The sequence below is a fragment of the Pseudomonas sp. R3-41 genome, assembly GCF_054161485.1.
Window position 1 is genome coordinate 1,470,722 of record NZ_CP096421.1, and the last position, 21,818, is coordinate 1,492,539.

Annotated in this window: 18 protein-coding genes; 9 read left to right on the forward strand and 9 right to left on the reverse strand. The window is 63.0% G+C overall.

Annotated elements, in window-relative coordinates; all coding sequences use genetic code 11:
- Window positions 1-103: 103 nt before the first annotated feature.
- Window positions 104-1,021: a transcriptional regulator MetR gene (metR, locus tag M1D99_RS06615; RefSeq protein ID WP_053124730.1), complete on the reverse strand. Its 918-nt coding sequence runs from the start codon at window positions 1,019-1,021 to the stop codon at window positions 104-106.
- 109 nt (window positions 1,022-1,130) lie between these two features.
- On the opposite strand from metR, the gene metE reads away from it, so the two are divergent.
- Together metE and M1D99_RS06625 are read left to right on the forward strand one after the other, a co-directional pair.
- A complete protein-coding gene (gene metE, locus M1D99_RS06620) occupies window positions 1,131-3,443 on the forward strand; it encodes a 5-methyltetrahydropteroyltriglutamate--homocysteine S-methyltransferase (RefSeq protein ID WP_434574485.1) in 2,313 nt (770 codons plus the stop codon).
- A gap of 307 nt (window positions 3,444-3,750) precedes the next feature.
- Window positions 3,751-4,770 (forward strand): alpha/beta fold hydrolase, encoded by a 1,020-nt coding sequence (locus M1D99_RS06625; protein WP_434574486.1) that lies wholly within the window; start codon window positions 3,751-3,753, stop codon window positions 4,768-4,770.
- A gap of 193 nt (window positions 4,771-4,963) precedes the next feature.
- On the opposite strand, the gene M1D99_RS06630 is transcribed toward M1D99_RS06625, so the two are convergent.
- A complete protein-coding gene (locus tag M1D99_RS06630; protein WP_458131551.1) occupies window positions 4,964-5,845 on the reverse strand; it encodes a LysR substrate-binding domain-containing protein in 882 nt (293 codons plus the stop codon).
- Between the two features lie 158 nt (window positions 5,846-6,003).
- Here M1D99_RS06630 and M1D99_RS06635 point away from each other — a divergent pair, with 158 nt between their 5' ends.
- Entirely contained in the window at window positions 6,004-7,635 is a 1,632-nt protein-coding gene (locus M1D99_RS06635; protein ID WP_434576370.1) for a 5-guanidino-2-oxopentanoate decarboxylase, read from the forward strand.
- Between the two features lie 141 nt (window positions 7,636-7,776).
- Here the strand turns inward: M1D99_RS06635 and M1D99_RS06640 are convergent, their stop codons facing one another.
- Entirely contained in the window at window positions 7,777-8,706 is a 930-nt protein-coding gene (locus M1D99_RS06640) for an AraC family transcriptional regulator (protein WP_186706400.1), read from the reverse strand.
- A gap of 112 nt (window positions 8,707-8,818) precedes the next feature.
- Here M1D99_RS06640 and M1D99_RS06645 point away from each other — a divergent pair, with 112 nt between their 5' ends.
- From M1D99_RS06645 to M1D99_RS06655, 3 genes are read left to right on the forward strand one after another with little or no spacing between them, the layout of a single operon-like run.
- The gene (locus tag M1D99_RS06645; protein ID WP_458131552.1) at window positions 8,819-8,980 is read left to right on the forward strand and encodes a hypothetical protein; all 162 of its coding nucleotides are present in this window, start codon (window positions 8,819-8,821) and stop codon (window positions 8,978-8,980) included.
- Between the two features lie 53 nt (window positions 8,981-9,033).
- Window positions 9,034-9,387 (forward strand): putative quinol monooxygenase, encoded by a 354-nt coding sequence (locus M1D99_RS06650; RefSeq protein ID WP_458131553.1) that lies wholly within the window; start codon window positions 9,034-9,036, stop codon window positions 9,385-9,387.
- Between the two features lie 43 nt (window positions 9,388-9,430).
- On the forward strand, window positions 9,431-9,664 hold the full coding sequence (locus tag M1D99_RS06655; RefSeq protein ID WP_186706398.1) for a hypothetical protein: 234 nt from the start codon (window positions 9,431-9,433) through the stop codon (window positions 9,662-9,664).
- Between the two features lie 163 nt (window positions 9,665-9,827).
- Here the strand turns inward: M1D99_RS06655 and M1D99_RS06660 are convergent, their stop codons facing one another.
- From M1D99_RS06660 to M1D99_RS06685, 6 genes are all read right to left on the reverse strand, one after another.
- Window positions 9,828-10,448, reverse strand: a complete 621-nt coding sequence (locus M1D99_RS06660; protein WP_458131554.1) for a flavin reductase family protein — start codon at window positions 10,446-10,448, stop codon at window positions 9,828-9,830.
- A gap of 299 nt (window positions 10,449-10,747) precedes the next feature.
- Window positions 10,748-11,176 carry a heme utilization protein gene (locus M1D99_RS06665; RefSeq protein ID WP_458131555.1) on the reverse strand — a complete coding sequence of 143 codons (429 nt, stop codon included), beginning with the start codon at window positions 11,174-11,176 and terminating at the stop codon, window positions 10,748-10,750.
- A 299-nt stretch (window positions 11,177-11,475) separates the two neighbouring features.
- On the reverse strand, window positions 11,476-12,795 hold the full coding sequence (locus tag M1D99_RS06670) for an MFS transporter (protein WP_458131556.1): 1,320 nt from the start codon (window positions 12,793-12,795) through the stop codon (window positions 11,476-11,478).
- Between the two features lie 425 nt (window positions 12,796-13,220).
- Window positions 13,221-14,546 carry a sigma-54-dependent transcriptional regulator gene (locus M1D99_RS06675; RefSeq protein WP_458131557.1) on the reverse strand — a complete coding sequence of 442 codons (1,326 nt, stop codon included), beginning with the start codon at window positions 14,544-14,546 and terminating at the stop codon, window positions 13,221-13,223.
- Window positions 14,539-16,305, reverse strand: a complete 1,767-nt coding sequence (locus M1D99_RS06680) for a sensor histidine kinase (protein WP_458131558.1) — start codon at window positions 16,303-16,305, stop codon at window positions 14,539-14,541. The genes M1D99_RS06675 and M1D99_RS06680 overlap by 8 nt, the downstream gene beginning before the upstream one ends.
- A 430-nt stretch (window positions 16,306-16,735) precedes the next feature.
- The gene (locus M1D99_RS06685; protein ID WP_003178511.1) at window positions 16,736-18,259 is read right to left on the reverse strand and encodes a fumarate hydratase; all 1,524 of its coding nucleotides are present in this window, start codon (window positions 18,257-18,259) and stop codon (window positions 16,736-16,738) included.
- 464 nt (window positions 18,260-18,723) lie between these two features.
- Here M1D99_RS06685 and M1D99_RS06690 point away from each other — a divergent pair, with 464 nt between their 5' ends.
- Genes M1D99_RS06690 through M1D99_RS06700 form a run of 3 tightly spaced genes read left to right on the forward strand, consistent with a single transcriptional unit; the run spans window position 18,724 to window position 21,536 of the window.
- The gene (locus tag M1D99_RS06690) at window positions 18,724-19,830 is read left to right on the forward strand and encodes a GGDEF domain-containing protein (RefSeq protein WP_186706392.1); all 1,107 of its coding nucleotides are present in this window, start codon (window positions 18,724-18,726) and stop codon (window positions 19,828-19,830) included.
- Complete coding sequence (locus M1D99_RS06695) at window positions 19,823-20,758, forward strand: iron-sulfur-binding ferredoxin reductase (RefSeq protein WP_434574491.1); 936 nt, start codon at window positions 19,823-19,825, stop codon at window positions 20,756-20,758. The genes M1D99_RS06690 and M1D99_RS06695 overlap by 8 nt, the downstream gene beginning before the upstream one ends.
- Before the next feature lie 28 nt (window positions 20,759-20,786).
- A complete protein-coding gene (locus tag M1D99_RS06700) occupies window positions 20,787-21,536 on the forward strand; it encodes an enoyl-CoA hydratase-related protein (protein ID WP_458131559.1) in 750 nt (249 codons plus the stop codon).
- The last annotated feature ends 282 nt before the right edge of the window (window positions 21,537-21,818 follow it).

A 21,818-nucleotide genomic window follows, 5' to 3' on the forward strand; every position in this document is an offset into this window, starting at 1 on the left:
GCTTTTGTGGCGAGGGAGCTTGCTCCCGCTGGACTGCGCAGCAGACCCGTTTTGTGGCCGCTTCGCGCCCAAGCGGGAGCAAGCTCCCTCGCCACAAAAGCAGTCAGCGCACGGCACTGACACCGTCGAGGGTGGAAAACGACGTGTCCTTGGCCGTCAGTAAGAAATCGCGCATGTATGGCGCGTCGAGCATGTCGGTGCGCACCGCTGCGTACAGCGTGGCGAACAAGCCTTTCTCCCCCAGCCGCTTGGCTTTCACATAGCCCCGTGAGCTGTATTCATGCAGCGCCCAGTGCGGCATGCCACAGACGCCACGGCCGCTGGCCACCAGTTGCATCATCATCACCGTCAGCTCGGACGTGCGCACCTGGGCCGGTTCGATGTCGGCCGGCTCCAGGAAGCGGGTGAAGATGTCCAACCGATCTCGCTCCACGGGATAGGTGATCAGGGTCTCGCTGACCAAGTCCTCGGGCACGATGTAGGGCTTGCCCGCCAACCGATGTTGGTTGGCGACGGCAAGCATCGCTTCATAGGTGAACAGCGGCACGTAGGTAATGCCGGCCAGTTCCAGCGGGTCGGAGGTCACCACCAGGTCAAGGTCGCCTCGGGCCAGGGCCGGCAACGGCGCGAAAGCGAAGCCCGAGGCCAGGTCCAGCTCGACTTCCGGCCAGGCATCGCGGAACTGGTCGATGGTCGGCATCAGCCACTGGAAGCAGCTGTGGCACTCGATAGCCATGTGCAGGCGCCCGGCGGTGCCGCCCGCCAGCCGCGCGATGTCCCGTTCAGCACTGCGCAGCAGTGGCAGGGCGGCATCGGCCAGTTGCAACAGGCGCAGGCCGGCGCTGGTGAAGCGTACTGGCTTGGTCTTGCGCACGAACAACTGCATGCCCAGGCGCTCTTCCAATTCCTTGAACTGATGGGAGAGGGCGGACTGGGTCAGGTGCAGGCGTTCGGCGGCTTCGACCAGGCTGTCGGCTTCGCGCAGGGCGTGCAGGGTCTTGAGGTGACGGAGTTCAAGCACCGGAGTAGCTCCATGAGTAAAACTTGTGATCAACACGAAAAGGTTGAGTTTGTCTCATGCAGGTCGGGTTGTCGACAATGGCGCCATCTTTTACAGGAGGACGCACACCATGGCCCTGGCCCACACCCTCGGTTTCCCCCGCATCGGCGCCGACCGCGAATTGAAAAAAGCCCTCGAGGCCTACTGGAAGGGCGACCTGGCCCCGGTAGCGTTGCAGGCCGTAGGCCGTGAACTGCGGGCCCGGCACTGGCAACTGCAAAAGGACGCCGGCATCGACCTGCTGCCCGTCGGCGACTTCGCCTGGTACGACCAAGTGCTTAGCCACACGTTGACCCTGGGCGCCGTCCCGCAGCGTTTCCACAGCACCTTGAATGCCCAGGGACGACCGACCCTCGACACCTTGTTCGCCATGGCCCGTGGCGCCACGGCCAGTTGCTGCGGTGCCGACCACGGCCAGGCGCAATACGCCCAGGAGCTGACCAAGTGGTTCGACACCAACTACCACTACCTGGTCCCGGAGTTTTCCGCCGACCAGGCCTTCGCCCTGAGCTGGGAACAGTTGTTTGACGAAGTGGACGAGGCCCATGCCTTGGGCCACCGGGTCAAACCGGTGATCATCGGCCCGTTGACCTACTTGTGGCTGGGCAAGGCCAAGGGCGAGGCGTTTGACAAACTCGACCTGCTGGAGCGCCTGCTGCCGGTCTATGGTGAAATCCTCAACCGCCTCAAGGCCCAGGGCGTGGAATGGGTGCAGATCGACGAACCGATCCTCACCCTCGACCTGCCTCAGGCCTGGAAGAGCGCCTTCGAGCGCGCTTATCACATCCTCCAATACTCGCCGTTGAAAAAACTCGTGGCCACCTATTTCAGTGGCCTGCAAGACAACCTCGGCCTGGCGGTGAGCCTGCCGGTGGACGGCTTGCACATCGACGCGGTACGTGACCCGGAACAACTGGGCCAGGTGCTGGACCGCCTGCCGACGTACAAGATTCTCTCGGTGGGCCTGGTCAACGGTCGCAACGTCTGGCGCTGCGAACTGGAACAGGCGCTGGCGCACTTGCAGCCGGCCCAGGAGCGCTTTGGCGACAACCTCTGGGTCAGCACCTCGTGCTCGCTGCTGCACAGCCCGGTGGATCTGGAGCGTGAAGATCGGCTCGATCCGGAACTCAAAAGCTGGCTCGCCTTTGCCGTGCAGAAGTGCGGTGAAGTCGCGGTGCTGCGCGATGCGCTGAACGATCCCCTGGCCCCCGCCGTGCGACAGGCCTTGAGCGACAGCCGCGCGGTGCAGGCCCGCCGCGCCGGCTCGGCGCGTATTCACAAAGCCGAGGTCCAGGCGCGCCTCGCAGCGATCAGTCCACAGGACAGCCAGCGGCGCTCGCCGTTTGCCCAGCGCATCGAACGCCAGCGCGCACGCCTGGCGCTGCCGACCTTTCCCACCACCACTATCGGCTCCTTCCCGCAGACCCCGGCCATCCGCCTGGCGCGCCAGGCCTACAAACAAGGCAAATTGTCGGCCAACGACTATCAGGACGCCATGCACACCGAGATCCGCCATGCCGTGCAGATCCAGGAGCGCCTGGGCCTGGACGTGCTGGTGCACGGTGAAGCCGAACGCAACGACATGGTGGAGTACTTCGCCGAGCAACTGGACGGCTATGCCTTCACCCGTTTCGGCTGGGTGCAGAGTTATGGCTCGCGGTGTGTGAAGCCGGCGATCATCTACGGCGATATCAGCCGCCCGAAAGCCATGACCGTCGACTGGATCCGTTACGCGCAAAGCCTGACCGACAAGGTCATGAAAGGCATGCTCACCGGGCCCGTGACCATGCTGATGTGGTCGTTCCCCCGCGAAGACGTGTCGCGCCAGGTCCAGGCCCGGCAACTGGCCCTGGCCCTGCGGGACGAAGTGTTGGACTTGGAAAAAGCCGGGATCAAGATTGTGCAGATCGACGAAGCGGCGTTCCGCGAGGGGTTGCCGTTGCGTCGCGGGGAATGGCAGGCCTACCTGGATTGGGCCGTGGAGGCTTTCCGCTTGTGCGCCTCGGGCGTGGCGGATGACACCCAGATCCATACCCACATGTGCTACAGCGAGTTCAATGATGTGATCAAGGCCATCGCCGACATGGACGCCGATGTGATCACCATCGAAACCTCCCGTTCGGACATGGAATTGCTGGAAGCTTTCGAGGCGTTCGACTACCCGAACGACATCGGCCCGGGCGTCTACGACATCCACTCGCCACGGGTGCCGGACACCGCCGAGATGGTTGCGCTGATGAGCAAGGCGGTGAAACGGATCGCTGCCGAGCGGCTGTGGATCAACCCCGACTGCGGGCTGAAGACTCGGGGCTGGCCAGAAACGGAAGCGGCGCTGGTGAACATGGTGGCGGCGGCGCGGCAGTTGCGTAGCCAGTTGGCCTGAGATCCGGATGTAGTAGGCGAGCGCCAATTTCTGGCAAGGGCGCTTTTTTTTGTGGCGAGGGAGCTTGCTCCCGCTGGACCGCGAAGCGGTCCCAAAAGGCCTCAACCTCAACATAAGATCAAGGCATGAAATGTTGGGGCTGCTACGCAGCCCAGCGGGAGCAAGCTCCCTCGCCACAGAATCACCACATGGCTTCAGATAACCACTCGGCAATCTTCATCAAACTGTCACGCAACTGTGGCAGCGCGCTTGAACAAACTTCATCAGACTCGCGCTCTACTGGGGTTCTGCGTTTTGGTGTTTCTTCATGCGTGTATTCATTTTCCTGGCCGTGCTGTTGTTCGGCCTGCCGTCGATGGCGGCGTCTCGTTGTGATGTCAATGTTGCAACTCAACATGTCGACCTGGATCAGGTCAGCCTGGCTTACCAAAGCATTGGCCGTGCCTCGGATCCTGCCTTGCTGTTGGTGATGGGCCTGGGCGGGCAACTGATCCATTGGCCGGACGAAGTGGTGGTCGCCCTGTGTGAGCAGGGTTTCCGGGTGATTCGCTACGACAACCGCGATGTTGGCCTGTCCACCTGGCGTCAGGCGCCCGGCAGCGCCAACCTGACTTTTGAAGCCCTGCGCTACAAACTCGGCTTGCCCGTGGCCGCGCCGTATACCCTGACGGACATGGCCGACGACGGGCTGGGGCTGATGGATGCCTTGCAGGTGCAGCGCTTCCATGTGCTGGGCGCGAGCATGGGCGGGATGATCGCCCAGCACATGGCCGCCATGGCGCCTGAGCGGGTTGAAAGCCTGACCCTGATCATGACCAGTTCCAGTGCCGCCGGCTTGCCCGCGCCCAGCGAAAGACTGGTGCAGCTGTTGTCCCGGCGTGGTGCGCCGAATCGCGAAATGGCCCTTGAACAGCAAGCCGATCTGCTGGCCGCGTTGGGCAGCCCGGTGGTGATGGACGATCGCCAGGCCTTGCTGCATCAGGCCGCCGTGGCTTATGACCGGGCCTTCAATCCTGAAGGCGTGAAGCGCCAGATCATGGCGATCATGGCCGAGCCGAGCCGGGTGGCCCTGCTCAATCAACTGCGGGTGCCGACCCTGGTCGTCCACGGCACCGCCGACCCTTTGCTGCCGGTGATGCACGGCGTGCATCTGGCGGCGCACATCCAAGGCAGCCAACTGAAACTGATCCCGGGCCTGGCCCATCGCTTCCAGGACGCGTTCAAGGCGCCCTTGCTGGGGGCAGTGTTGCCGTACCTGCAGCAGCACCGTGAAGACACTTCGCACTGGGCGCAGATCGAGCCGGCGCAGGCGCCGAATCTGCTTTGATGGAACACTTTTTCTAAGGTCCTGCCCGGCTTTTGTGGCGAGGGAGCTTGCTCCCGCTGGGCCGGTCCGACGCTTCGGGCGCAGCAGCCCCAACATTTCATGCCTTGATCTATTTTGAGGTTGAAACATTTTGGGACCGCTTCGCGCTCCAGCGGGAGCAAGCTCCCTCGCCACAAAAGCACCTTGCGAGCATTCAACGTGTTTGAGCCTGCTCCACCAACCACCCCATCAATGCCTGCAATGGCCCCGAGGCCTGGGGCTTGCGCGGGTGCACCAGGTGATAGCCCAGGCCGGTCTTGACCTTCAGCTCGAACGGCATCACCAGTCGGCCGGCGCTCAGGTCGTCGCCGATCAGCGACCAGTCGCCAATCGCCACGCCGGTGCCCTGGGAAGCCATGGACATTGCCAGGTCCAGGGTTTCGAAGTGCTGGCCCTTGCTGACATTGCTTAAATGCACATCGGCCGCCGTCAGCCAGGCGTTCCAGTCGCGCTGGTCAAGGGCCGGGTGCAACAGCAGGTGGTGTCGCAGGTCGGCGGGATCATGCAACGGCACCAGGCCTTCCAGGACCGGGCGCGAGCACACGGGCGTCAGTTGCTCATCGAACAGGTGCAGGCACGCCAGCGAGGTGTCCGGCGGCGGGCCATAGACCACCGCGGCGTCGAAGGCTTCACGCTGGAAATCCACGCCGTGCCTGACGGTGGTGGTCAGCTCCACCGGTACGTCCGGTCGTTCCTTTTGCCACTGCAACAAACGCGGCAGTAGCCAGCGCATCACACAGGTCGGGGCCTTGAGCCGCAGGACCTGGCGCTTCTCGCCGATCTGCTCGACCGCTTCGTCGATCAGGCTGAACACCTGCTGCACCCGTGGCAGCCAGGCCTGGCCCTCGGCGGTCAGGCTCAGGCCGCGCGCCTGGCGCCGGAACAGCGCATAACCCAAATGATCTTCCAGCCCGGCGATCTGCCGGCTCACCGCGCCCTGGGTGATGTGCAGCTGTTCGGCGGCCCGGGTGAAGTTGCAACATTGGGCCGTGATCAGAAACGTGTGCAGCGCTGGCAACGGGGGGAGTCGTTTCATTTCGATCCAGCCATGACGTGAGGACATGGCTAGTATGACTTTTTATCCATTGTTGGCGCCATGCCCGGACCGTTCCAATAACCCCATTCCCAAGACAGGAAAGGGGCCGCCGCCTGCGCTGCGCGGCCCTTTATCCGACCAGAAGAAAGGCAATGGCAATGGCGACGTGCGGCGAAGTATTGGTCAAGTTACTTGAAGGTTATGGCGTGGAGCAGGTGTTCGGCATTCCCGGCGTGCATACCGTCGAGTTGTACCGCGGGCTGGCCCGTTCGAGCATCCGCCATGTGACGCCGCGGCATGAGCAGGGCGCAGGCTTCATGGCCGACGGTTACGCCCGCGTCAGTGGTAAGCCCGGCGTGTGTTTCATCATCACCGGCCCGGGCATGACCAATATCACCACCGCCATGGGCCAGGCCTATGCCGATTCGATCCCGATGCTGGTGATCTCCAGCGTGCAGTCGCGCAGCCAGTTGGGCGGCGGCCGCGGCAAGCTGCATGAACTGCCGAACCAGTCTGCGTTGGTAGGCGGTGTCGCGGCGTTTTCCCACACGCTGATGTCCGCCGCCGAGTTGCCCGGCGTGCTGGCCCGGGCGTTCGCGGTGTTCCAGGCCGGGCGCCCACGGCCGGTGCACATTGAAATCCCGCTGGATGTGCTGGTCGAAGACGCCGATGCCTGGCTGGCCAGCGTGCCAGTGAATATCAGCCGCGCCGGTGCCGCACCCCATGCGGTCAAACAAGTGGCTGGCCTGCTGGCGACGGCTCGACGGCCTTTGATCCTGGCCGGTGGCGGGGCCATCGACGCCGCGGCCGAATTGACCGAGTTGGCCGAACGCCTCGGCGCACCCGTGGCGTTGACCATCAATGCCAAGGGCCTGCTGCCGGCGCGCCATCCGTTGTTGATCGGCTCCACCCAGAGCCTGGTGGCGACCCGTGCCTTGGTGGCCGAAGCGGACGTGGTGCTGGCCATCGGCACCGAATTGGCCGAGACCGACTACGACATTACCTTCGCCGGCGGCTTCGAAATTCCCGGTGCGCTGTTGCGTATCGACATCGACCCGGACCAGACCGTGCGCAACTACCCGCCGCACCTGGCCTTGGTGGCCGACGCCCGCATCGCGGCCCGGGCCGTGCTCGACGAATTGGGCCGGCAACCCTTGGCTGAACGCCACGCCGATTGGGGACCGGCGCGTGCCGCCCGGTTGCGCGCCGAGCTTCAAGGCAGTTGGGACGCCGCGACCCGGGCCCAGACGGTATTTCTCGACACAGTCTTGCAGACGCTACCGGAGGCGGTGTTCGTCGGCGATTCCACGCAACCGGTGTACACCGGCAACCTGACCTTCAACCTGGAACAGCCGCGCCGCTGGTTCAACTCCTCCACCGGCTACGGCACCCTCGGCTACGCATTGCCGGCGGCCATCGGTGCCTGGCTCGGCGGCAAGGACCTGGGCCACGGCCGCCCGGCGGTGGTGTGCCTGATCGGCGACGGTGGGTTGCAGTTCACCCTGCCGGAACTGGCCAGTGCCGTGGAAGCGCGCACGCCCGTGATCGTGTTGCTGTGGAATAACCAGGGTTACGAGGAGATCAAGAAATACATGGTCAACCGCGCCATTGAGCCGGTGGGGGTGGACATCTACACCCCGAATTTCATCGGTGTTGCCAAGGCGTTGGGCTGTTTTGCCGAGGCCAACGATGATGTGCCGTCGCTGAGGGCCGCGTTGCTGGCGGCGCGTGAGCGGCAGGGGCCGACGTTGATTGAGATCGATCAGGCGCGCTGGAAACCGACGAGTTGAGTCGCAACGACTGGCCTCTTCGCGAGCAAGCCCGCTCCCACAGGGGATCTGTGGTGATGACAGATGTTGTGTTCACCGCAAATCAAATGTGGGAGCGGGCTTGCTCGCGAAGGGGCCGGCAAGGGCTGCACAAACCTCAGATCAAACAGTCATCCGCAACCGCGCCAGATCCCTTAGCGGCGGCGCGCCGAACAACCGGCTGTACTCGCGGCTGAACTGCGAAGGACTTTCGTAACCCACCCGATACCCCGCCGCCGAAGCTTCCAGCCCTTCGGCCAGCATCAGTCGGCGGGCTTCCTGCAAGCGCAGTTGCTTCTGGTATTGCAGCGGGCTCATGGCGGTCATGGCCTTGAAGCGGTGATGCAGGGTCGAGACGCTGAGGTTCACTTCCCGGGCTAGGTCATCGATGCGCAACGGCTGTTCGAAATGACCGTTGAGCCATTTGATCGCCTGGCTGATGCGGTGGCTCTGACTGTTGGCGATAGCGATTTCATACAACCGATAGCCCTGCGGGCTGCGCAACAGGCGATAGAGGATTTCCCGGCGCACCAGGGGCGCGAGCATGGCGATGTCTTTCGGCGTGTCGAGCAGCCGTGCCAGGCGCAGGACGGCGTCGAGCATCGGCGTGTCCAGCCGTTCGACATACAGCCCACGCCCGGCGGGGCGGGTCGGCACGCCCAAGGGGCCGGCGTCGGCGATCAACGCGGTGATTTCCGTCGGGTCGATGTCCAGGCGCAAGGCCAGGACCGGCAGTCCGGCGGAAACGTCGGTGATGCATCCGCTGAGTGGCATCGAGACCGAGACCACCAGGTAATGCAGCGGGTCGTACTGGAACGACTCATCCGCCAGGCACACCTGTTTGCTGCCCTGGGCCATGATGCACAGCGCCGGTTGCGCCAGCACCGGGGCGAATCGATGAGGCTGGCTGTGCCGCGACAGGTTCAGCGAGCCGATGGCCGTGGCGTAGCTGCCGTCTTCGCTGGTGTTGCGGTCAATGATCGACGCCAGTTCGGCGCGCTGTTGTTCCAGGTACGTGTCCAGCGGGACGTGGGCGTGATCGAGTGGCGACATGCCGGAATCCTCAGGCAATAGGGAGCAATGGACAAAGCTTATGTTTGTGCAAGGCGCAGCGGTAGCCACATCCTGTTGAAAGCTTGCCTGATCCTGCACGGCGCAATGGGCCATGACGGTGCAACGCTGCCGAAACTTGCTTGAAACCTTTTGTTTCAACTTCCCGGGTTGCCAGCGGATCGTTGGCGGATTTTGTGCGGCCGATGCGCAGGATCGTGCAATGGGTCGGCAGGAATCGACTAACGAAGCTGGCGGCGTGGCGCTTAACCTTTGATCCTGTCGCAGCCTGTCCCCGGCTGCACAACGGATTACCTGGGAGGGTTGAACATGACTACACACATCCCCGTCAGCCACATGGCTTTTGTCCGGGCCCGCGGCGGTTGCTCCAAGCAATTGGGTGCGCGCCTGAGCACGCTGATCGCACCTTCGCGCCAGGCGCCCGGTTGCCTGCACTTTGCCTTGCAGCAATCGCAATGCGACGCTGATTTGTGGCTGGTGTCCGGGCTCTGGGTCAATCAGCCGTCCATGGACGCTTACTTCAATTCGCCGGCCATGGCGATTTTCGCCGAGCTGGTGCAAGACCTGGTGGTGAGCAGCCTGGATTTCCATACCTTCAGGGAAGTCTCCGCCGCCCAGGCGACCGAAGGGGGCCGGGCACAGGTACACAAACTGGCGGGTTGAAGGTTTAATGGCGGTCATTTTCCACCGCCAGGATGCACAAGACATGGCACGTAAAGCCTTTGAAACCTTTGAAGCTGTTTCTGCTGTTGTTCCCAAGGAGGGCGGTGGTTACCACGCCGCCATAGCCACCAAGGCCATCGGCGGCTCAGGTGCGCCGCGCTTCAACAAGGTGCTTGAAGAGCAGACCTTCGAGACCGCCGTCAAAGCCGATGAAGCGGCAGCCCTGCAGCTGACCCACCTCAAGGGTGTCGATGACGAGGGCGGGTTGGTCTGGTAAATCAGCATTGATGGGAATGCTTTTGTGGCGAGGGAGCTTGCTCCCGCTGGGCTGCGCAGCGGCCCCTTTTTTGGTGGGCGCTGCGCACCCAAGCGGGAGCAAGCTCCCTCGCCACACACACCTTCATTTCAAGTGAGCGGTGTTGTTTGCAGGATTTTATCGCTTACTTCGGGCGATGCATCTTGAACAACGCCTCAGGCCCCAATTGGAAATAATCCGCCGGCCCGCCACCGCGCAAGATCGGCTCGGCGGCGGCGGTGTCGTACACCCCATCCTTCAACAGCCACTGGGCGATATGCACGGCGACGACTTCGCCGAGGATCAGCCAGCTCGGCACCCGCTCCTTGTCCGCCCGCTGCAATTGAATGATCTGCGAGACCTTGCATTCGAAGGACACCGGGCTTTCGGCGACGCGCGGTACCTGGATCACCCGTGACGGGGCCGCCGTCAGACCCGCCAGTTCGAACTCATTGATCTCGGGCGCGACCATCGCGCAGCTCTGGTTCATCTGCTCGGCCAGCGGGCGAGTGGCCAGGTTCCAGGCGAATTCACCGGTCTGTTCGATGTTGTTCAGGCTGTCTTTGCGCCCGACGCTGGAGAAGCCAATGATCGGCGGCACGTAGTTGAAGGCGTTGAAAAAACTGTAGGGCGCCAGGTTCAGGCGGCCTTCGCCATCCTGGGATGAAATCCAGCCAATGGGCCGTGGGCCGACGATGGCGTTGAACGGATCGTGGGGCAGGCCGTGGCCGTTGGCGGGTTCGTAGAAGTGGATGTCATCGGGCATCGGGCCGGGTCCTGAATGGGTTGAAAACGAAGGGATAGTGCAAGGGTTGGTGAGTTATTTCCAGCCGAGCAAGCAAAACCTGAGCGCCCGATACCTTTGTGGGAGCGAGCCTGCTCGCGATAGCTGTCTATGACGCGCAACCGTTGCCGCGTCGGATGATGTCATCGCGAGCAGGCTCGCTCCCACATTTGTTCTTCAGTGTTTTTCACTTTGTGCTCGGCTTGAGGCTGCCCGTTTTCCTGTGATCCAAAAACAACTAAGCCCGGCCGAGGCCGGGCTGTGAGGGTGTGGTGATCGGATTAGCTGATGGCAGCAGCGTTGGTGCGGTCGAAGCCATCTTCAGCGATTGCGCCATTGGTGCGGTCGAAACCGTCGGCAGCGATTGCGCCGTTGGTGCGGTCGAAACCGTCGGCGGCGATTGCGCCGTTGGTGCGGTCGAAACCGTCGGCAGCGATTGCGCCGTTGGTGCGGTCGAAACCGTCGGCGGCGATTGCGCCGTTGGTGCGGTCGAAACCGTCGGCAGCGATTGCACCGTTGGTGCGGTCGAAACCGTCGGCGGCGATTGCGCCGTTGGTGCGGTCGAAGCCATCGGCGGCGAGGGTAGAAGCGCCGGTGCGGTCGTAACCATCAGCGGCGATGGCCGAGCTGGTGCGGTCGAAACCGTCGGCAGCAAAAGTGTTGGCGGCCAGTACGGACAGGGTCAGGGCGATGATCAGTTTGGTTTTCATGGTCGTGCTCCAGAATGTTTGGCGTTAGGCGCCTTGGGTGTGGACTTCATATTACGCTAGTTAATTTGATTAAAAAGCGCAAATAAATGCTTAAATCTATCAATTAAATAGATCTATATTGGGTTGCCACAGAACGGTCAATGAGGCCCATTGCCGGCGTATCGAATGGCGTTCTGTTGAGGGTGAGGATGGAGGTCAGGCATTAACCAGAGATTAATGTCGGATAAATCTTTGGACAGGCAGAACGAAAAAAGGGGCGAACCTGTAGGTTCGCCCCTTTTGTGCGTACGACTTGGAGATCAGTCGGTCACGATCCGTGAATGCTTGCGTGTATCTTTCATGGTGATGTACACCAGCAGCGACACGGCAATGCAGGCCGTCACGTACCAGTAGTAGCCGGTCTCCATACCGATGCTCTTGAACCACAGCGCGATGTATTCAGCGGTGCCGCCGAAAATCGACACGGTCAGCGCGTAGGGCAGGCCGACGCCCAGGGCGCGGATTTCGGTGGGGAACAACTCGGCCTTCACCACGGCGTTGATCGAGGTGTAGCCGCTGACGATGATCAGCGCGGCCATGATCAGGAAGAACGCGCCCCACCAGGTCTCGATGGTGTGCAGGGTGGTGAGGATCGGCACGGTGAACAGGGTGCCGAGGATGCCGAAGGCGATCAGGATCGGCCGACGACCGATCTTGTCCGACAGCCCGCCGATCAGCGGTTGCAGGCACATGAACAGGAACAGCGTTGCGGCGGAAATGGTGGTGGAGTCGGAGATGCTCATGCCGACGGTGTTCACCAGGTATTTCTGCATATAGGTGGTGTAGGTGTAGAAGGCCAGGGTGCCGCCCATGGTCAGGCCGACCACAGTCATCAGCTCTTTTGGATGGCGCATCAAGGTGCGCATGGCGCTTTCCTTGGCTTTTTCCTTCTTGGTGAACGACTCGGTTTCTTCCATGCCGCGACGCAGGTACAGCGCCACCACCGCACACAGCGCGCCGATGGCGAACGGGATGCGCCAGCCCCAGGCGTACAGCTGCTCGGTGGTCAACATTTGTTGCAGCACGATCAGCACGCCGAGGGCGATGAGCTGGCCGGAAATCAGCGTTACGTACTGGAAGCTAGAGAAGAAACCGCGACGTTCCTTGGTCGCCATTTCGCTCAGGTAGGTCGCCGAGGTGCCGTATTCGCCACCCACCGACAGGCCTTGGAGCAGGCGGGCAAACACCAGCAGGATCGGTGCGCCGACACCGATGGTTTCGTAGCCGGGGCTCAGGGCGATGATCAGCGAGCCAAAGCACATCAAGTACACCGAGGCCATCAACGCGCGTTTGCGACCAGCGCGGTCAGCGTACAAGCCCATCAGCCAGCCACCGATCGGGCGCATCAGGAAGCCGACGGCGAAGATCGCGGCGGTGTTGAGCAATTGGGCGGTGGTGTCGCCCTTGGGGAAGAAGGCTTTGGCGAAGTACAAGGAGAAAGCGGCGTAGACGTACCAGTCGTACCACTCGACCATGTTGCCGACCGAGCCACTGAAGATCGACTTGATCCGGCTGGCGGTGGTTCTTTCACGGGCGGGCACGGCAGCCGACCCGATGGGCAGGGTGTTTGAGTTATCCATTGAAGGATCCTTCGTTTAATTGTTTTTGTGGAGCGCGTGGGAACGCAGCCTGACAGGGCTATAGCAGGAGCTGTGCCAGCTGGGAGAAGGCCGGTTTAGAGGGGGTTGTGGCGTTGCGTAAGCGGAAATCCGCTTATTGTGGCGGCGGGTGTGGGCGGGAATCCGCTTATGCAGGGGGAATGTGTGTTGTCAGTACCGGCCTCATCGCGAGCAGGCTCGCTCCCACATTTCTGTCCGGTGTACATATGATCCTTGTGGGAGCGAGCCTGCTCGCGAAAGCGGTGTGTCAGTCCACTCGATATCGACTGACCCGACGCCTTCGCGAGCAAGCCCGCTCCCACATTTTGCCCGGTGTACACAGGCCCCTGTGGGAGCCGAGCTTGCTCGCGATGAGGGCGGTTCAGACACAGCGAATTCAGCGGGCCCTACAAAAACATCTCCCGACTCAACCCATGCCGCTGCATCTTTTCATTGAAGGTGCGGCGCGGCAGTTGCAGTTCCTCAAGCACGGCTTTCACATCACCTTTGTGCCGCGTCAGGGCGGCGCGCAGGCACTGGGCTTCGAAGGCTTCCTGTTGGGCCGCCAGGGACTGGCCCGGCTCTGCTTCTAGAACGGGCAGTTGATCGAGCCCCAACACCTGGCGTTCGGCGACGTTGGCCAATTCCCGCACATTGCCCGGCCAGTCGTGGCTGAGCAGATGGCTCAACTGCGGCCCGCTCAAGGGCGCGGCGGGACGGCCCAGGCGTTCGGCGGCGTGGTGGGTGAAATGTTCGAACAGCAAGGGGATGTCCTCGCGCCGTTCGCGCAGCGGTGGCAGGCGCAGTTCAGCGATGTTCAGGCGATAGGCCAAGTCTTCGCGAAAACGCCCGGCCCGGGCTTCGTCCAGCAGGTCGGGTTTGGTGGCGGCAATGATGCGCAGGTCCACGTTGATGCTCTGGTTGGAGCCCAGGCGTTCGAGCTTTTTTTCTTGAAGAACTCGTAACAGCTTGGCCTGCTGGGCCAGGGGCATGCTTTCGATTTCATCGAGAAACAGCGTGCCGCCATCGGCGTATTCGAGCTTGCCGATGCGCTTGCCCTGGGCCCCGGTGAAGGCGCCGCTTTCATGGCCGAACAGTTCGGCTTCGAACAGCGGTTCGGGAATCGCCGCGCAGTTCAAGGCCACGAAAGGTTTGCTCGCCCGCGGGCCGAAGTCGTGCAGGCAACGGGCGACCAACTCCTTGCCACTGCCGGTTTCACCACGGATCAACACGTTGACCGGCAATGTCGCCAGGTCCAGCACTTGGCGGCGCAGGTTTTGCAACGCACGGGAGACGCCAAGCAAGGTGGCGTCGAGCCTGCTCCTGGCATCGGCCTGCTCGTGCAACCGACGGTTCTCCAGCACCAGAAAACGTTTGTCCAGGGCCCTGCGCAAACTGCCAAGCAGGGCTTCCGGGCTGAAGGGCTTTTCCAGGAAGTCGTAGGCACCGTCGCGCATGGCCTCTACCGCCATGGGCACGTCGCCGTGACCGGTCAAGAGAATCACCGGCAGGTCTGGATCCCGGCGGCGCACTTCGGCCAGCAGATCCAGGCCACTGAGGCCGGGCATGCGCACGTCGCTGAGGATCACCCCGGGGAAATGCTCCGGCAACCGGGCCAGGCATTCGTCGGCGCGGCTGAACAGTTGCACCTGGAACCCCGACAGGCTCAACCATTGCTCGACGGCACTGCGAATGCTGCCTTCGTCATCCACGACCATGACTGAATCAAGCATGCCGTTGCGCCTCCTGATCGATGGGCAAGGTCACGCAGAATACCGCGCCGTTCCCGTGGTTGTCCGCCGTCAGCCGCCCACCAGATTCATGAATGATTGCGAACGAAACCGCCAGCCCCAGGCCCAGGCCGTCGCCCACGGCCTTGGTGGTGAAGAACGGATCGAACACCTGGGCCAGGTGCTCCTCGGCGATGCCGGTGCCGCTGTCGCTGACGGTCAGGCGCCACAATTGCTCATCGGCCTCCAGGCGCACTTCCAAACGTTTGAGCGGTTGGCCGGCCATGGCGTCGAGGGCGTTGCGCAGCAGGTTGATCAACACCTGTTCGAGGCGGATCGCATCGCCGCGCACCCACGCCGGGCGGGTCAGGTGCAGCACGGTGCTGATCTGTTCATCGCGCAGGCGTGTTTCCAGCAGTTGCAGGGCTTGGTCCACCACTTCCGCCAGGTCCAGGCGTTCGCGCAGGCCGCTGGGGCTTTTGCGCGCGAACGTCTTCAAGTGGCCGGTGAGGGCGGCCATGCGGGTCAGCATGTCATCCACCGGCTTGAGGGCCTTGTAGGCGTCATCGACCCGACCGTGATCCAACAGCAGGCGCAGGGTTGCCAATTGCATGCGCTGGGCGGTCAACGGTTGGTTGATTTCATGGGCCAGGGCCGCCGACATCTGCCCCAACGCCGCCAGCTTGGCCGATTGCACCAGCCCGTCCTGGGCCGTGCGCAGATCCCGAGTGCGCTCCTCCACCAGCCGTTCCAGCTCTTCGCGGCTGCGCTGGCGCAACCTTGCCAGGCGCCAGCGTTGGTTGAGAAACAGCAACAGGAACACCAGCGCCAACCATAAGCCAGCGGCGGCGAGCCCGGCGTTGCGCAAGTCTTCGAAGGTGATTTGCGGGCGGCGCAGCAAGTGCAGGGTCCAGCCCTCGGCGGTCAACGGCAAGGATTCCCACAGGTAATCCTCCGAGCCATCGGGGGCTTCGACCCGGGCCAGATGGCTGTTGTCATCGAAGCGGCGCAGCGGTTCATGGGCCAGGGCTTGCAACGGTTGTTTGTCGTATTGGCGGGTGGCCTTGAGTTCGGCGCGGTCGTTGTCGGTCAGCGGTTGCAAGTGACGATAACGCCAGCCTGGGCGATTGGCGATGAAGATGATGCCCCGGGCATCGCTGACCAGCAGGGTATCGCTGCCCTGGCGCCATTCGCGCTCCAGCTCCGGAAACTCCAGCTTTACCACCATCGCGCCAAGGAACGCGCCGTCGTCGCCGGTCACGGCGCTGGAGAGGAAATAACCCGGTATGCCGCTGGTCACGCCCACCGCGTAGAACCGCCCGGTGCCCTGGGTGCGGGTCTGGATGAAATAGGGGCGGAAACCATAGTTGTGCCCGACATAACTGCTGGGCAGGCGCCAGTTACTGGCCGCGACGGCCAAGCCACTGTGGTCGAGCAGTTCCAATGTGGATGACTGGGCGGCGCCATTGATCTGTTCGAGCTTGCGGTTCAGCGCATCCTGTTGAGTCGCACTGAGCGGCCCCTTGAGGGCCGAGCGCAATTCCGGGTCCAGCGCCAGCACGGCGGGCAGGGCGCGGTAGCGTTCGATCAGGGTGTGCAACGAATTGGCATACAGCGCCAACTGCTGGCTGGCACGGCTGGCGTCTTCTTCCAAGGCCTCGCGCTCGGCGTGGCGCACGGCGAGGGTGGCGGCAACCGCCGCGCCGGCGAGGATCAGCAAGGTGTACAACGACAGGCGCAAGGTACGGGGGGTCGGCAGCATGCTGGCGTGAACCAGTGGAAAGTCGGGTGGGCACGATAGCATGGCGGTTGCTTCGAGCGATCAGGTAGTTAGCCTCCAACAGGGATTGGTGGTGGATTGGGGTGTTGTGTCACCTGAGATCCAGTGTGGGAGCGAGCCTGCTCGCGAAGACGCCAGCACATCCAACTTGATGTCGACTGACCCACCGCTTTCGCGAGCAGGCTCGCTCCCACAATGACCGCAGTGATCCCCAAACTTATGAACACCCAAGATCACCTGTGGGAGCGGGCTTGCTCGCGAAGAGGCCGGCCCATCCAACATCACCGCAAACTGACACACCGCTTTCGCGAGCAAGCCCGCTTCCACAGGGGGCGGCTGTGGCATCACTGCATAAAAAAAGGCCGGTGGGGTTGTTGCCCCGCCGGCCTTTTTCACTGCGCCAAAATGCCTGTTACTGCACTTCGACCGCCAGGCTGTCGCTGATCTTTTTCTGCCAGATGGCAGGACCCGTGATATGCACCGACTCGCCCTTGCTGTCCACGGCGACCGTCACTGGCATGTCCTTGACCTCGAACTCGTAGATCGCTTCCATGCCCAGTTCGGCGAACGCCAGGACCTTGGATTTCTTGATCGCCTGGGCCACCAGGTAAGCGGCACCGCCGACGGCCATCAGGTAGACGGCTTTGTTGTCCTTGATCGCTTCGATGGCGGTCGGGCCGCGCTCGGATTTGCCGATCATGCCCAACAGGCCGGTCTGCTCGAGGATCTGGCGGGTGAACTTGTCCATCCGTGTGGCGGTGGTCGGACCGGCTGGGCCGACCACTTCGTCGCCGACCGGATCGACCGGGCCGACGTAGTAGATGAAGCGGCCCTTGAGGTCCACCGGCAAGGTTTCACCCTTGTTCAGCATCTCGACCATGCGCTTGTGCGCGGCGTCGCGACCGGTGAGCATCTTGCCGTTGAGCAGCACGGTTTCGCCCGGCTTCCAGCTCTGCACGTCTTCCGGGGTCAAGGTGTCGAGGTTGACGCGACGGGCCGACGGGCCGGCTTCCCAGACGATTTCCGGGTAGGCGTCCAGCGGTGGCGCTTCCAGCGAAGCCGGGCCGGTGCCGTCCAGCACGAAGTGGGCGTGACGGGTGGCGGCGCAGTTGGGGATCATGCACACCGGCAGGGAGGCGGCGTGGGTCGGGTAATCCATGATCTTCACGTCGAGCACCGTCGTCAGGCCACCCAGGCCCTGGGCGCCGATGCCCAGTTGGTTGACCTTCTCGAACAGCTCCAGGCGCATCTCTTCAATACGGTTCTGCGGGCCGCGGGCCTTGAGCTCATGGATGTCGATGGATTCCATCAAGACTTCCTTGGCCATCACCGCGGCTTTCTCGGCAGTGCCGCCGATGCCGATACCGAGCATGCCCGGTGGGCACCAGCCGGCCCCCATGGTCGGAACGGTCTTGAGCACCCAGTCGACGATGGAGTCGGACGGGTTGAGCATGGCCATCTTCGACTTGTTCTCGGAACCGCCGCCCTTGGCCGCTACGTCCACTTCCACGGTGTTGCCCGGGACGATGGAGTAGTGGATGACCGCCGGGGTGTTGTCCTTGGTGTTTTTGCGTGCGCCTGCCGGGTCGGCGAGGATGGAGGCACGCAGGACATTTTCCGGCAGGTTGTAGGCGCGACGCACGCCCTCGTTGATCATGTCGTCCAGGCCCATGGTCGCGCCATCCCAACGCACATCCATGCCCACGCGCACGAACACAGTCACGATGCCGGTGTCCTGGCAGATCGGCCGATGGCCGGTGGCGCACATGCGCGAGTTGATCAGGATCTGCGCCATGGAGTCACGGGCCGCCGGCGATTCTTCGCGCAGGTAGGCTTCGTGCATCGCCTGGATGAAATCCACGGGGTGGTAGTAGGAAATGAACTGCAGGGCGTCGGCGACGCTCTGTATCAGGTCATCTTGCTTGATCACGGTCATGAGTCGCGCTCCTCTCTAAAGACGGGAACATTCAATAAGGTGCCGGCCGCTTGGGTGCATCGGTCGACGGGCGGCACCTCTATAAGGCACGCCGGGCATGCTGGCGCGACGCTAAAAAGGCGCGGCAGTATATCGCAGGCCAGCATCCTGTGGGAGCGAGCTTGCTCGCGATCGCGACGGACTGATGAGGATGGCGGTGAAAGCCTGTGGCGAGGGAGCTTGCTCCCGCTGGGCTGCGCAGCGGCCCCAGGATTTTGCGGTCGCTGCGCAACCGAGCGGGAGCAAGCTCCCTCGCCACAGGGATATCAGGGGCGCGAGCCACTGCGTCAATTGGGCCATTGCTTTGACGCCATTTTTCTGCTCCAGAATTGAATGGTCATTTGTCCTACACGCCACTAAAGTGGCGTCTGGCCTGTAGCGTAGGACGCCTCCTGTCAGTTTCCTTTCCCATGGTGAGTCAACGATTGACCCATAACGCCATTCAACGTCTTTTGCTGAAACGCTTCGCTTTGGCGGCCGCGACGTACGCGCTGGCACTGGTTTTGTTGTGGCTGGCATTTTTCAGTGGGCATTACCTGGACTCGTTGCGCGGTGTCATCATCGGCAGCGTGTTGGTCGTGCTGTGCCAGGCCGGGCTGTTCACATTGTTTATCACCGACCGCAACCTGCGCTTTGCCGACCCCAGCCTCACCGAAGTCCAGGTGTTGATCGGCCTGGGTTGGCAGACCTGGATGATGGCGCACCTGGACCAGGCCCGGGGCGTGTTCCTGGTGTTCTATGTGCTGATTCTGTTGTTCGGGCTGTTCCACCTGTCACGCCGGGCGTTTGTGCGCTGCGCGTCGCTGGTGTTCATCAGTTTCACCGCAATTACCCTCTGGGACGGTTACTTCTTCAGGCTTCCCGATCCCACCCTGGCCGGGTTGCAGGTGGCCGTGCTGTTTCTCGTGCTGGTGTGGCTGGTGTTTTACGCCCGCTACGTCCAGACCTCACGCCAGCGCATGCGCCAGCGGCGGTTTGCCTTGCAGGCGCACCAGGACACCTTGCGCGGCATGATGCGCCAGCTCGAAGACCTGGTGGCCACCGATGAGCTGACCGGGCTGTTCAATCGCCGGCATTTCCTGCGCCTGGCCTCCCGCGAACTCAACACCCTCCGGCCCGGCGTCGCCCATGGCCTGGCCCTGATCGACCTTGACCATTTCAAGCGCATCAACGACCTGCACGGCCACGCCGCCGGCGATCAAGTGTTGCAGGCGTTCGCCGCTGTCGCCACGGCGTGCCTGCGTGAAGGCGATGTATTGGCCCGTTACGGCGGCGAGGAATTCGTCATGCTGCTGCCCGCTTGCGACCCCCAGCGCCTGACGGCCTGTTGCGAGCGGCTGCGGCTGGCATTCACCGAAGTCGAACTGATCGGCCTGCAGGTCGGCGCCCTCAGCCTGTCGGCGGGCATGACGATGCTGGACATGGGCGATGACCTGGATAACGCGTTGCAGCGGGCCGACCAGGCCCTGTACCGTGCCAAGCGAGACGGCCGCAATCGGTGCGCCGCCGCTTGGGAGAACGTCGATGCCTGAACTGACAGTCGCCGGTCGGCACTGGACGGTGGCGGCGGGCAGTAACCTGCTGGACGCCTTGAACGGTGCCGGCGTGCCGGTCCCCTACAGTTGCCGCGCCGGGAGCTGCCACGCCTGCCTGGTGCAGTGCGTGGGTGGCGACGTGCGCGACAGCCGTCCCGATGCCCTGAGCCCGACGCAGCGCGACCAGGGCTGGCGGTTGGCCTGCCAATGCCAGGTGGTGGAGGATGTGCAGATCCATACCTTCGATCCGCAACGTGACGGCCAGGCCGCCCAGGTGATGGCAGTGGATTGGCTGGGCGGCGAGGTGTTGCGCTTGCGCGTCACGCCCGAGCGGCCGCTGCGGTATCGGGCTGGGCAGCATCTGGTGCTGTGGGCCTGCGAGGTGGCCCGGCCATATTCCCTGGCAAGCCTGCCCGAAGAAGACCGTTTCCTGGAGTTCCACCTCGATTGCCGTGAGCCCGGCCAGTTCATCGAGGCGGCCCGGCAGATGAACGCCGGCGACCCGATCCGGCTGGGCGAGCTGCGCGGTGGCGCCTTGCACTACGATCCCGACTGGCATGCCAGGCCGCTGTGGCTGCTCGCCGCCGGGACGGGCTTGGCGCCGCTGTTCGGCTTGCTGCGCGAGGCGTTGCGCCAGCATCACCAAGGCGCGATTCGCCTTATTCACGTGGCCCATGATGCGGCCGGGCATTACCTGGCCAAACCCCTGGAGGCGCTGGCGGCCAAGCATCAAAACCTCTCGGTGGAGCTGCTGACCGCGGCCGAGGCGCCGTCCGCCTTGGCGCAACTGCGGCTTGTTTCCCGGCAAACCCAAGCCTTACTCTGCGGCCATCCCGACCGGGTCGAGGCCTTTGCCAAGCGTTTGTACCTGGCCGGCTTGCCGCGCAATCAACTGCTGGCCGACGTCTTCCTGCCCCGTGGTTGAGCGCTGATTCCCAGACGCGAGACCGACCATGACCGAAACCCTGTTGCTCGACCGTGAACGCGGCCTGCTGACCGTGCGCTTGAACCGCCCGGACAAGAAAAACGCCCTCACCCGGGCGATGTACAGTCAATTGGCCCACGCCCTGACGATGGCCGACACCGACCCGCAGATTCGCGCGGTGCTGCTCACCGGCTCCAGCGATTGCTTCACCGCCGGTAACGACATCGTCGACTTCCTCGAACAGCCGCCGAACGACCTCGATAACCCGGTATTCCAGTTCATGCTCAGCCTGCTCGATTGCCGCAAACCGGTGATCGCCGCCGTGGTTGGGCCGGCGGTGGGCATCGGCACGACGTTGCTGCTGCATTGCGACCTGGTCTACGTCAGCCGGGATGCGCGGCTGCGCATGCCGTTCGTCAACCTGGGTTTGTGTCCGGAGTTCGGCTCCAGCCTGATCCTGCCGCGGCTGCTGGGCCAGGCCAGGGCTGCGCAATTGTTGCTGTTGGGCGAGGGCTTCGGTGGAGAACAGGCGGTCGCATGGGGCATCGCTACCGAGGCGCTGGACAATGGCGAAGCGGTATTGGCCAAGGCCAGGGAAGTGGCATTGCGCTTCGAATCGCTGCCGCCGGAAGCGGTGTGTATCAGCAAGCAACTGATGAAAGCGCCGGACCGGGAGCAACTGCGCAAGGTAATTGAAGAAGAGGGCACGCTGTTCACCCAGCGCTTGCGCTCGCCCGAGGCGGTGGCGGCGTTGTCGGGGTTTATCAACAGGCGTTGAGTTTTTTGGTGCCTGGTCCGGCCCTATCGCGAGCAAGCTTTGCTCCCACAGTAGATCTGTGGTGTTCAGGAATAATGTGTTCAACACAAAATCCCTGTGGGAGCGGGCTTGCTCGCGAAAGCGGTGGGTCAGCTTGCATCCATCTTGAATGAGCTGACGCCTTCGCGAGCAAGCCCGCTCCCACAGGTGAGATGTGTACGCAGTCCAAAATGTGGGAGCAAAGCTTGCTCGCGATGGCGGCAGATCAGGCAGCACAGGCTTCAGCAGGCAAAAACCAAAAAG